Below are 13,497 nucleotides of genomic sequence, written 5' to 3'. Positions count from 1 at the left end.
CTATCAGAATTATTTGATTACAAATAATTTTTATTTTACGATTGCTTTTACAGCAGCCTCGCCTTCTACAGCTACGAATACTACACCTGCAGGAGCTGAGATTGTTGCTTCATTAGAAGTAATCACTGTGTTAGCAATTGTTTGACCAAGGATGTTGCTGATAGCAACAGTCTTACCTTGAGCACCTATTACAGTAACAGATCCATTTCCGGAAATTACCTTGATAGTTCCCACTTCAACATCTTCTGTATCTGTAGCAGGACCTTCTGTAGCATTCAGAGAGAATACAGCAGCTTGGTTAATAACCTGACTGAAGTTGTTTACCGGAGTACTATTTCCACCACCGACTGTATCGTCAGTATCGTGATTTCCGTTTTCATTATGGAACTTACCTAATACAGGTACACCTGTTCCGTTCAAAGTAACCCAAGCACCTGTGAATGAACCGATACCTGCTTCTGATTTATCAGCTTCAGCCATTGCAACATCATAAGATTCAAGCATAATACCGTCTTCTTCAGAATCACCTACATAGCGGATTGCAAAAGCAACGTTGTTATGTGAACCGTCAAGAGCGATCTTATCGTAAACAATACCTTCCTGATCTGCTGCCAGATAAGTAGGAACTACATACATCTGTTCTGTTGCAGGATCTGCAGCACTGATGCTTGCGATTGTATACGGAGCTTTCAGAACATACAAGAAATCCCCCTGATGGATAGCTTCTACGAAAGCAAGTCTCGTATAGTTATCACTATGGAATTTACTTGCGTCAGTCAGTTTGTTGATAGAAGCATGGATAGAGTCATTCAGGTTAACCAAGAATTCACCTGCAACATAGCCTTTATAAGGATTAGAATGTTCGCAAGTTGAATTGATTCCGTGTTGTGAGCACCAAGTATAAGCCACTGCACTATCAGGTCTGATTACAAACAGATACTGAGGCATACGAGAGTCTACAGCTGCAGCTACTTCGTCTACATACAAAGCAGCATTCTTTCTGCTATCAGCATCAGACAGAGTTTCGATATCCAGATAGTTCAGTAAACCTTCAGCAAGCAAACTGCGTTCAAACAAGTTTCCAGCTGTCTTCATATGAGTGAACTTCATGCAGTTTTCTTCATTGTTGATATAGCTTGCATATTTGTCACCAACTACAGCGTCACCACGCATATTCATGTACAGAGGTCTTGCATCAGGTATAATATCGAATACATCGTATTCTCTCTGGCACAGATCGATAGCTTTTGTATGAGCAGTCTGAAGTTCTTTTGACAGAACACCTACTGGCTGATAAACAATCTTGTCATTTACAGTTTTCAGTTCATGATGAACTAATGTAAAGCAATCTACACCTCCATTTTCGCTGTTTTCTTTAAATGCGAATGTAGCCCATTTCAAGCCGTCTGTACCGGCATTAATATCTCTTTCAGAAGCAATCACAAATTTGTGGTTGTTATCGTATGCAACCCAAACATGATCGTTGTCGATCTTGTTGGCATCGCTTACTTTTACTTTGTACAGATATTTTTCACCGATAGTACCACCACCAACTTTATAACCGAATGCAGGAGCTGCAACGCGGAAGAATTCAAAGTTTGTAGCTGTAGTAGACAAACGTAAGTTTTCAATTACATCGTTAGCAGACAAGAACTGATTGCTAAAGTCTTTTTCAATCAGGTTGAAAGCATATTTGTTTTCTCTCAATACATCATCAGCAATATTCAGATAGCCGATTGTCGGATTTTCAACAGCAGCGAAAATCAATGTGTCAGCACAATTCAATGCATTATTTGCATCCGGAGTTGCCACATTGTTATGACCACGCAGACCCCGGTAATTATGATTGATGATATATACCAATTCTTTACCATCAGCATTCTGTCCTGCAGTATACAACTGACCAATAAATGCCTGAGATGCAAATTCACGGTTAGTAATCTTCACCCAACGGTTTCCACCTTTCGAACAACCCAATTGTTCAACAACCCACTGTGTTGCAGGCATATGAGCGAAGTTTTGTTCAGCTTCCCAAACATCGTAACGATAGTGTCCTGCATAATCTGCAACCAGATAAGAACCGTTCAGACGTTTTTCATCTAAAGAACTGTTAGTCTTAGTAGTTGAAAGCTGCAGATAATAGATGCCAGTATCTTTTGTTGTACGGTTCAATATAGGCAAATAAGTGTTATTGAAGTTCACTTTCACATACATATTTGCGTACGGATAACAAAATGGTTGATTAGCGTGATTTTCTGCAGCAACAATAGCATTTCCGGCAGAAGTAACCACTAAATGTCCCATAGTTGTTGCATTCTGAGGTTGTCCAACAGTAATAACCGTACGATTATCAATACCAGTTGTAGCATTCATGGCAGTCAAGGCAACAGGTACATTTGCTTTCTTTTTAGCAAATTCCCCGTTCAAATCCGCATTGTTTCCACTTGTAGAACCTGCATTAACCGTATTGTAATATTCTGCTGCTATTGCATCTGCTAATTTTGACTGGCTCCACGTTTTACCTTGCTGTTTCAATTCTGTAGTAATAACAGAAGCATTCAGCGGTTCTAATACCAAGCTATCATTAGTTGCATAATAAGTAGCTTTCCAGATATAACGGGCTAATAATGCATCACAAGCTTCTTCCGCATTTACACGAGCAAGCGGAGTATCCTTAACTTTCAAACCACCATGTAAACCTGGGTTCTGAATAGATTCATGTGTTTCATCTGTTGCTACCATTAAATATTTATTGGTAGTTTTCTTGTTCAACAGAATATTGTAACCATAGAAATCACCACTAGGTTGAACTTCTGCCCAAGTTGCATAAGCAGGATATACATCGGCAACTTTTTTTGCCTGATAAGCACCCGTAACCAAATCTTCGTTTACAATAGCAGCGGGAGTACCCATCAATCCCATAGCATCGAAGAGAGCTTCGTTCTTGCTGGTTCTGTTCTGCCATGAACCTTCAGCATCAATCATTGTATTGATATCGGCAGCAGTAAGCACTTTAGCACCGGCAGTACGAACTGTTAATGTAAGGAAGTTGATATTGGTCATCTCGTCTTCTAATAAATCTTTGTTGATTTTCACAGCAACAACATCGTCAGAGTTATTAGCCATCAACCCCATAACCATATTGCCTTCATGTGCATAAGACCATACTTTCTTCGGGCCGAAAATGGCAGGTGAAACATCATCCGAATACCATTCCCAACGAAGATTGTCGTCTTTGATGATAGTCGCTTCTTCGTTATTAACATTATCACCTGCATTAACTAATGTAACCGCATCCGCACAATCATAATTGATTGTATAACCGGTTTCTCTGTTTACAAAAACATATTCCTTACCACGAAGGCCATTGTCTTTTACTTCAATTCTCCATAAAGATCCTGTAAGAGGAGCTTCTTCGATATCCATTACCTTCAAGGTCAGATTTCCGGTCTGATAATCGCGTACCTGCACTAAGACCTTAGCAGGAACCAAATCATTTTGGTGCTCTTCAACTACTGAACCTTTTGCGTTAACCTGCAATTGATAATAGTAATCAGGATTAATAGCCTTAACACCAGTCAGGCAGGCATCGAATTGTTCAGACAAAACAACCTGTGTACGGTAAGGGATCTCGTTTGTTGCATGGGTTGCAAACGAAAAAGATCCAGCCACCAGCGCACAAGCCAGTAAAGTAGAAAACTTTTTGTTCATAATCAATAAATTTAATATTAATAATAGTGTTATAAAAGTCCTTGTTACGAATCCATTTAGAGATCGTCAAATGTTAAATGACGAGTTTAAACGTTCCTTTTTTCTAGTCATCATTTTGTGTATGTTTTGAGTTTATACTGAAAAGGACTAATTTTGTACTAACATTGTTATTCTGTTGATAAGAAAGGATATAGAGAAAGAAAAAAATATTGTCAAAATGAATGGTTGTTAAAAAGATTGTTGTAATTTTGTGACTAGAAAAAAGGAACCTTTAATTTAGTCAGTCACTTTTCTCATCTAAAGCATTAATTATCAATATATAAACAATGGTTATCATTCTTTTTTTCTTAGACAAGAATGAGACTTCCCATATATAATGTACATGTGCGTACATTTATATTATTAGTTTCCCGAAGAGAAAAAAGTCTGTTTTTTAGCGGCAATCGTTATAAATGAAGAAAAAAGAGTAGAAATGTCACCCCAAACTACCTCTAGTACAGCCCCGGTTTCATTATATCCAGTAGTTTATTGTTCACATGATTTACAAAGAGACCGTTTTATATAACTCTCAGTGTAAAATTGTTTCGGATTTTATCTGTATCTTCGTAGGCAAATAGTGATAAAGCCATGAGAAAAACAATCATCCTTTTCATCTTCCTGCATGTCCTTTCTTACGCCTTCCCTATCTATTTTAAACATATCGGGATGAAAGAAGGGCTTTCCCAACTTTCCGTTATGTCTATCTATCAGGACGAGCTAGGGCGTATGTGGTTCGGGACGGAAGAAGGATTAAGCGTTTTCGATGGCGTTCATGTAACGACACATAAACCGACTCTGAAAAACGAAACAAATAAAGAGACTACAGTCGGCAACAGTATTGATTTCATAACAGGAGATAATCAGGGGAATATCTATTTCAATTCTGATAATTCCCTCGTACGATACAATTTGCATACACAACAATTCAGCTGCCTGAAACAATCGGGAGTCACAGCTGTCGCTTTCGGTAACGACCGGCTTTGGGTCGGAGTCGCTGATTCTGTTTTTATCTGGGACCCGCAAATAAAAGAATTGCAGTTTTGTTTTAAACTGGAATACACTTACCAACATGCCACCTGCATCTTTGTCGATTCCCAAAAACAATGCTGGATCGGCACGAATGCCGGATTATACATGAAGGAAGAGAATAAACCGTTGACCTCCATCATTCTGAACGAAGATATTTACGGTCTGTTTGAAGACTCTCACGCAAATCTTTGGATTTCAGCCAGAATGAACGGACTTTATAAAAGAGAAACGTCCGGCAACTTTAAACGCTTCCGTTATGATCCGCAAAAAGCCGACAATATATCCAGCAACCAGGTCAGAGGCATCGTGGAAGACAACTTCGGAAATCTCTGGATAGGGACTTTTACCGGACTGAATAAATATAATCCGCATAACGATCATTTCCAGGTCTATACCCGAGATAACCTTCCGGGCAGTCTCGCCCACTCCTCCGTTTTCCCGGTTTATAAAGACCGTCAGGGAAGTATCTGGCTGGGAACTTATTACGGAGGTGTTCATTATTTCAATCCCGAAATGGACCTTTTCACCTTCTACACGGCGGATCAGTCCAGAAACGATTGTGTCAGTTTCCCCTTTGTCGGCCACATGGCAGAAGATAAGGACGAGAATATCTGGATTTGCACCGAGGGAGGAGGCTTGAACCTCTTCGACCGACAAAAGAAAACATTTACCTATTTCATGGCGGATCCCGACAAAAACTCCATAGCCCATGACAATCTGAAAGACATAGCCTACAGCGCCAAGCGCAACAAGCTTTACATAGGAACCCATACCGGCGGATTATCTATCTTCGATATTCCCCGGAAGCGATTCCGAAATCCTTATTTTGAAGATCCTTCGTATGCGGTCAAAGCCGGCGACCGTATCAACCAAATGACAATCTGGAAAGACAAATATCTGGTATTCCTGACCCAATGGGGAAGTGTCAAAATGGATCTCGACACGGAACATATCAGCCCGGTTTTCCCCAGCGGGAAACAATATGGGAATCATTGCTTCGCCATCGATTCGAACGATTATATCTGGATAACCAGCGGAAGAGTGATTTATAAGATCAACATGGAGAATGAGGAAGACAAGACAATCTTCCGTTGTGGTGAGAACGGCCTCGGGGATCAAACCGTTACCACGATCTATGAAGACAAGAAAGGACGGCTCTTTTTCGGTACCTCCGGTGCCGGATTATACCTCTATGACAAAAAGAATAACTCTTTCAAAGGATACACAACCGAAAACAGCATGATCCTCAGTAACTATTGTTATGAAATTGAAGAATCCCAGCAGGGCTACCTGATCATTTCGGGTGATAAGGGACTCTCATTCTTCGATCCGGAACAGTCGATGTTCAAAGTGGTGGAACTGGGCACCGCTCTTCCTGTATCGGGTATCAATAAAGGGTGCGGACTGCTTGTCTGTAAAAACGGCGAGATCTTTGTCGGAGGAATAGACGGTTTAAGTACCTTTTTCGAACAGGACCTGTTCCGTCCTTCCAAAGACTATCAGTTATATTTCTCAGATCTGTATATTAACAACGAGCCGGTTTACCCTAAGGATCAATCCCGCATATTATCCGAAGCACTTCCTTATACGCAGGAAATCCATTTGAACCATAACCAGAACAATCTCATTCTGAATTTTAATTCGAATAACTATATCAATACGTTAAAGGAAACGGCCTATGAATACAAGCTGGAAGGTTTCGATACCAAATGGATCAGTAACAGCGACAACAGCATTCAATATACCAACCTCAACCCCGGCGAATACACACTGATCGTACGGGAAAAACAGTACGATACCAGAATCGAACCGCAAACGATCCGGATGGGAATAACTATTCATTCTCCTTTCTATGCGACACCGTTATTCTACCTGTTGTATGTATTGGTAGGCGGAGGACTGATTTATGGCTTCTTCCGTTTCAAACAATCACAGTTGCTTTTAAGGACCTCATTACAATATGAACGAAAAGAGAAAGAGCGGATCGAGGAACTGAACCAGGCAAAGCTCCAGTTCTTCTCCAACATCTCACATGAGTTCCGCACACCGCTGACGCTGATCATTTCACAGATCGAGCTATTGCTTCAAAGTAGTTCGCTGGCGCCTTCTACCTATAATAAGTTATTGAAGATATACAGGAACACCCACAGTATGAGGGCTTTGATCAGTGAGTTACTGGACTTTCGCAAACTGGAGCAGGGACATGTCAAACTAAAAGTGTATGAACAAAATATTGTCCCGTTCCTGAAAGAAATTTATCTTTCTTTTTATGAGTATGCTTCCAGCCGGTCGATAACCTATCTTTTTACCTCTGAAAAGGAAAATATCAACTGCTGGTTCGACCCTAAACAGATGCAGAAAGTATTTTACAATCTGCTTTCAAACGCATTCAAATACACCAAACCGGGAGCGAGTATCGAGATGGTGATCGAAGAGAATGAGAACACGATCATCATTAAAATAATAGATAACGGCATCGGTATCAACAAAGAAGATATCAACAAGATATTCGACCGCTTTTACCAAGCTGGCAATCAGACGTCGGATACGGCACAACCCAGTACCGGCATCGGCCTGTCGCTCACGAAGAGCATTATCGAATTGCATCATGGTAAAATACAAGTAGAGAGCACACCCGGATACGGCAGTATTTTCATCGTCCGCCTGCCTAAAGACCGGACGCATTTCAAAGAAGAAGAATGCCAGTTTGTCGAACCTGACAATGAAACCATACGCAACGAGATCCTTCCGGAAAGTATCATCAAAGAACTACCCGAAAGCACTTCCGAATTATCATTTGCAGATACAGACACGACATACACCGTCTTACTGGTCGACGATAACGAAGAGTTGCTTCAGATCCTCAACTCCTTATTTTCACCGGTGTACAAAGTTTTACTGGCACACAACGGAAAGGAAGGACTCGAAATCGCACGCAACGAAAGACCGGATATTATCATAAGCGATATTATGATGCCTGAAATGTCCGGCACGGAAATGTGCCTGAAAATCAAGAATGATTTTGACATCTGTCATATTCCGGTCATCCTTCTTACAGCACTCAGTTCGACGGAACAGAGCATAGAAGGTTTGCAGCGCGGGGCTGACGATTATATCAGCAAGCCGTTCAATGCCAAAGTGCTGCTTGCACGCTGCAACAACCTGGTTCGCAACCGCATTATCCTGCAAAAGAAATTCAACGAACAAAAGGATTTCGATACGCAATCGCTTGCCAGCAATCCGATCGACCAGAAGTTTATGGATACCATAAACAAGATCATCGAAGAGAATCTGAACAATATGGAGTTCGATATGAATACACTGGCTAAAGAACTGGGATTAAGCCGCAGTTCCCTGTATGCCAAATTCAAGGCGTTGACAGGAATGACTCCGAATGATTTCGTGCTGAATTGTAAACTAAAACGGGCTGCTACCTTATTGACCGGACGGCCAGACCTGCAAATCGCAGAGATATCGGATATGTTAGGTTTCGGTTCTCCCCGTTATTTCACCCGTTGCTTCAAAGCACAATTCGATACGACACCGGCTGAATACAGAAAAAAAACAGGGAAAATGGAGTAAATCCATCTTCCCTGTTTGTAATTATCTTCACATTTACATCTTTTCGATGTCCTTTTTACGTTTTAGGGCTTCGACGAAATAGTAATCGGCATAGTTCAACGGAACATCGATTTCCGAATTATGAGGAATACTGCCGACTGAATGCATCAGGATAAAGTTTCCGTTCGTGCCTAACGCAGCACGATAAGCCGGGGAAGCCAACGACGTCATTATGCTGTCGGCATAGGCTTTATACTCTGAGGCATTTTCAACATCCATCGTACTGATCTCATACAAAGCGGAAGCGATACAGGAAGCAGCAGAAGCATCCCGCGGTTCATTCGGTATATTCGGAGCATCCATATCCCAATAAGGAATAAGATCTGTCGGCATTGCTTTATGATTTTTCATGAAATTGAATGTTTTCAAAGCCTGATCCAGATACTTACGGTCGCCAGTTTCACGGTAGCAAACAACGAATCCGTAAATCGCCCATGCTTGTCCGCGGCTCCAGGCCGACTCATGTGCATATCCCTGTGCCGTATGACGGTGACGGACAGAACCATCTTTCAAACTATAATCGATCACGTGATAACAACTGCCATCCGGACGGAAATGTTCCTGTAATGTACGGTCGGCATGTGCTATGGCAATTTTATAGAAAGAAGAATCACCGGATAAACGGGTTGCTTCGAACATCAGTTCCAGATTCATCATATTATCGATGATCACGGGACATTCCCAGCCACGTTCCGACTGCCAGCCACGATCGACATTCCAGGACTGAATCACCTGGGGGGCTTCCCGGAAACGGGTAGACAGGGATTTGGCTGCTTGTACCATCACATCTTTATAGGACGGATCGGCGGTCAAGCGCAAACCGTTACCGAAACTGCAATTAACAATGAAACCGATATCATGGTGCCAAGTCAGATTCTTTGCCTCTTCAATATCCAACGTATATTTCTGTGCAAGCGGAAGCAATGCCGTATCGCCTGTCAACTCATACAGGTACCACATCGAACCCGGGAAAAAACCACTGCGCCAATCAGCATAACCGCAATAATAAACGGAACTATCCTTTTTCAACGTAACAGGGTTCAGAAATTTACCACTGGCTTCTATGACTTCTATTTCCTTACCGATCTGCGCACGGGCAAAATCGACATTCTCGTCTACAAAGCTCTTTTCTACAGTTTTAGGTGTTCCTCCGCACGATATCAGAAATGCAGAGAAAGCCAAAGCGATCCAATTCTTCATTCTTTCTTTATTTATTGTTTTGTTTGATTGTAAACACATAAGTTCCCGACATTGCCGTCTTAACGGCATTCAATGAAAGACGGTATATTTCTTTTCCCCAGACATTCGATAAACGCGGATCTTCCAGCGTAATTGTCTCGACGGAAGGTGTGAACTGTTTTTTGTCATACAATAAATCAACCTTTTCACCATTCACTTCTATCCGGATAATACCGGCAGAAGAAACATCCACCTTCCCCCAGGTCAGGAAATTGACCTGATCCGGCTCTTTCCGTTCTCTCAAAGAGAATGAGTCTTTGATCTTCAGTTCTCCCTTGTTTTTATTTAAAGTATAGGAACGTACCCACGAGTTTACACCTGCTTCTTCGGGATAAGCAGTAGCAATATCGGCCGTAAAGGTCATTCGGTTCGGATCAAACGAAACCTTCGTTGCCTTATACCGGGAACCGAATGATTGGGGGATGCCGTTTATTATCGGCAGGTTATGATAATTGCTTTGCATCGTCCAGATCGTATAACGTTCGTTACTGAATGTCTGGCGGGTATAAGTACCGACACCGGCATCGATAAAGACCGGAGTCGTATTCAGATACAGTGAAAAAGTTCCTGCATCGTTGTGATTATGACTTTCATTATTATATCCGCCTTTGGTAGCCAAAAAGAAACCGGCTTTATTCGTCATATAGCAGAATTGAGTCTCCGGGTACCAGGTATAAGCCGGAGCATGATAGGAAGGTTCTGCCTCTCCCATCTCTTTTGCATACAGAAGGCTTTGTAACGTACGGAAGATATCTCTACCGGAAGAAAGATTCTTTTTAGCAGACAAGTTGCTCAAGTAAGCTGCATATTGCATCATAACATCGCTTCCGACAGCCTTACCGTACCGGTAGATGATCGGGGCATCTCCCCCGCCTTTGGCCGAAGCATCCGCAAAATTGACTACCCAGCCATTCCCTACATAAGAACGGGCGATATATTCTCCCATATTTTTAATGATCGGCTGGTCGAACAAACTGATCTTTCCGCCTGTCCCGTCATATAATAATTGAAGATAGTCATACATCTTTCCGGCAGCATGTCCCCAATAAGAAGGACCTTCTTCGCAGGCACCGTCGGAATGCGTATAATTAATGAATTTATCGACGGAAATCATTGTACGGTAAACGGCTTTAGCCAACTTCTCCTTGTCATTTTCCAGCAACAGGAAACATTGCAACACATTGAAGTTACACCATGGATTCCAGTTATTAACCAGCATTCCCGGTTTATAATTGAAAGCCATCCACCAGAAACGGTCTTCATTCATATAAGTATCCAGTATCCTTTCCTGCAATTCATGGCGGAGACGCCCGGAGATAACAGGATTCACTTTATCGAACTCCGAATGGAAGAAATAATATGTCCAGGAAAGTAACGATCCCAGATCACCGGCAGTCAGGTCGATCACATGTTCCTTATAATCAGGTAAGGATCTTTTAGAGTGTTGGGCGGTCAGGTGTGCAGACAATGCCCAGGAAGTCATTTCACAAGATTGGAAAACACCGTTGATAAGTTGGTCGATAAAACGTCCTTTGCCTTCCGCCAGTTCTGCCATCAGCAAATCGGCGATAGCTCCATTGTTACTTCCGAAAGGGTCTTCCATGATACGGCGGTTACCGCTCCGTTCGAATTCGATATAGTCGGTAGCTTTCACTACTTTCCATTCATAATCCAATTTCTTTTCCCCCCTTCTGATATACTCGGCTTTGTATTCTCCGAGAAACAGATCCCAGGCTGCACGATCCGAGTAAGACGGATACGGAACCCATTTCTGGTCTTCCTGTAAAACCGATTTCAATGTAGCAACATCTGCCGACCGTTGCAGCAGATCACGCTCTTCGTAGGCATGAAGAGGCAAGACAATATAAAATAACAGGCATAACAAAGCCCATGCTCTAAGTGTTTTCATGAGTATCCATTTTTCTAAGAACAAAATTAATAAGATCAGCATAACGGAACTGACCTTTTTATCCAATTTAGGGGTATTTATTGTCCAAAAGCAACCTTTTAATACCGGATATAACAAAAAAGGAGTGCCTCTGAACGATCTGTAAAACAGACCGTTCAGGAGGACTCCTTTTGTCTGGTCAGCCCAAACACACGAATTAATCTATCCAACCATTATTCTGGGTCAGATTTGTATTCATTTGAATTTCAGACTTCGGAATAGCCCAGTTATACAGATAATCGCCACCCCATGTATAGGAAGCCTGCATCGATCCCCAGATCTGTTTCAGACCGGCACCGCTCTTGAACTTGGTTTCATGCCAGGTCTTCCAACGCATTTCGTCGAAGAAGTTAACACCTTCACCTGCAAATTCCCAACGGCGTTCGTTACGGATACGTTCACGCATATTATCCTGACCGGAAACCTGGGTATATTGATTACTGTTCAATAACGCAACACCGGCACGGGCACGCACCTTATTCACCCATTCGATCGCTTCGTCTGTTTTGCCCTGTTCGTTCAGACATTCAGCCAAAGAAAGAACAACATCAGCATAACGGATGATTGGGATATCGATCGGGGAATACTCACGGTTAGGAATTTCAGAAGCTCCCTCTGCCACAAACTTCCTGAATAAATAATAATAACGATTGTTTGTATCTGTCTTCAAATCGAACGGATCGGCCGTATCAAAACCTCTGTATGGCCAACGAAGTGTATACGTATAAGCTGTAGCACCATTTGCTCCGAGATATTCGGCATACGGGGTAATGATAGTTGCCATCAAGCGCGGGTCCCGGCTTTCATAAGCCGTTCTGATTCGTGCTTCATTACCATCTGCCAGATATTTAGACAAATCAGCTCCATCTTCCGCCATTTTAGCCTTCTCTGCATCCGTCATTCCGTCACGCAGGAAATAAACCGATCTTTTTGCCTGGTCCATAGTGTTGTAACCCGGAATAAAATCATCCCAATTAAAAGGTTTACCATCTGCGCATTCATAAGTTTCAACAAAATCAGTACTTGCCAGATAGGTATTCCAACAAGAACCGAAAGAACTACGCGTACCGTAACGGAAACTAAAATTATTACCGTAACCGCTTTCACCTATACATTGCAGAGAGAAGATCATTTCCTCACATTGTTCGTTAGCCTCCTTGAATAATTGTTTGTATTCACCCTGGAATAAGCCGTAGCCCAGATCACCTACTTTACGCAGATCAGCTTCTGCCTTGGCCCATTCGCCTGTCCACATATAGACTTTTCCACGCAAGGCATAGGCAGCACCTTTGGTTACACGTCCATAACCGGCATCACCGGCCGCATATTTATCAGGCAAATCTGCTGTATTGATCGCATCTGTCAAGTCAGTAATAACCTGATTCCAGACTTCTGCTTCCGTATTACGTCCTTTCACCAGTTCATCCAATTCGGCAGGCTCCAGATATAAAGGGACACCTTTATACATCATATTCAATCTATAATAAAAAAAAGCACGCATGAATTTGGATTCTGCTGTTAAACGAGCAAGCTTCGACTCCGACAACGGAGCTTTTGACAAGTTCGTGATCGCATCGTTACATCGACTGATCCCTTCATAGTTGATCTTCCAGTAACCTGAGAATTGTCCGTCGCCTGTTGTTGCATTACCTCTTAACAAAGAGTAATTTCCATCGCGGTAATCGGCAGAAACGCCATAGCTGTCGAATTTATGCAGATCACCGGCCACATTCTCGGAACGAAGCACATTATAGATACCTGTAACACCCATATCCGCCAGATTTTCAGTCGTCCACATGTTTCCGGACGCAATTGAATCATATGGGGTCAAATCCATCAAGTCGCTGTTACACCCTGTCAACAGAGCGATAGAAGCGCCTAATAAACAAATATTCTTTACTAATTTCATA

Annotated in this window: 5 protein-coding genes; 1 reads left to right on the top strand and 4 read right to left on the bottom strand. The window is 42.1% G+C overall.

Going from position 1 to position 13,497, the window contains the following annotated elements; genetic code table 11:
- Positions 1 to 30 precede the first annotated feature (30 nt).
- Positions 31 to 3,711 carry a DUF6383 domain-containing protein gene (locus DWW23_RS17655; protein WP_122354629.1) on the bottom strand — a complete coding sequence of 1,227 codons (3,681 nt, stop codon included), beginning with the start codon at positions 3,709 to 3,711 and terminating at the stop codon, positions 31 to 33.
- Between the two features lie 627 nt (positions 3,712 to 4,338).
- On the opposite strand from DWW23_RS17655, the gene DWW23_RS17650 reads away from it, so the two are divergent.
- Positions 4,339 to 8,361, top strand: a complete 4,023-nt coding sequence (locus tag DWW23_RS17650) for a two-component regulator propeller domain-containing protein (RefSeq protein WP_122354627.1) — start codon at positions 4,339 to 4,341, stop codon at positions 8,359 to 8,361.
- Between the two features lie 33 nt (positions 8,362 to 8,394).
- Here the strand turns inward: DWW23_RS17650 and DWW23_RS17645 are convergent, their stop codons facing one another.
- The 3 genes from DWW23_RS17645 to DWW23_RS17635 all read right to left on the bottom strand — a co-directional run bounded on the left by DWW23_RS17645 (position 8,395) and on the right by DWW23_RS17635 (position 13,496).
- Entirely contained in the window at positions 8,395 to 9,600 is a 1,206-nt protein-coding gene (locus tag DWW23_RS17645; protein ID WP_187576521.1) for a glycoside hydrolase family 88 protein, read from the bottom strand.
- 7 nt (positions 9,601 to 9,607) lie between these two features.
- Entirely contained in the window at positions 9,608 to 11,548 is a 1,941-nt protein-coding gene (locus DWW23_RS17640; protein WP_187576522.1) for a heparinase II/III-family protein, read from the bottom strand.
- Between the two features lie 196 nt (positions 11,549 to 11,744).
- A complete protein-coding gene (locus tag DWW23_RS17635; RefSeq protein ID WP_122354625.1) occupies positions 11,745 to 13,496 on the bottom strand; it encodes a RagB/SusD family nutrient uptake outer membrane protein in 1,752 nt (583 codons plus the stop codon).
- Position 13,497 lies beyond the last annotated feature (1 nt).

It is taken from the genome of Parabacteroides sp. AF14-59, from assembly GCF_003479515.1.
Lineage (GTDB): Bacteria > Bacteroidota > Bacteroidia > Bacteroidales > Tannerellaceae > Parabacteroides > Parabacteroides faecis.
The sequence above is the reverse complement of the archived record's forward strand: the minus strand, read 5'-3'. Positions and strand labels throughout refer to the sequence as shown.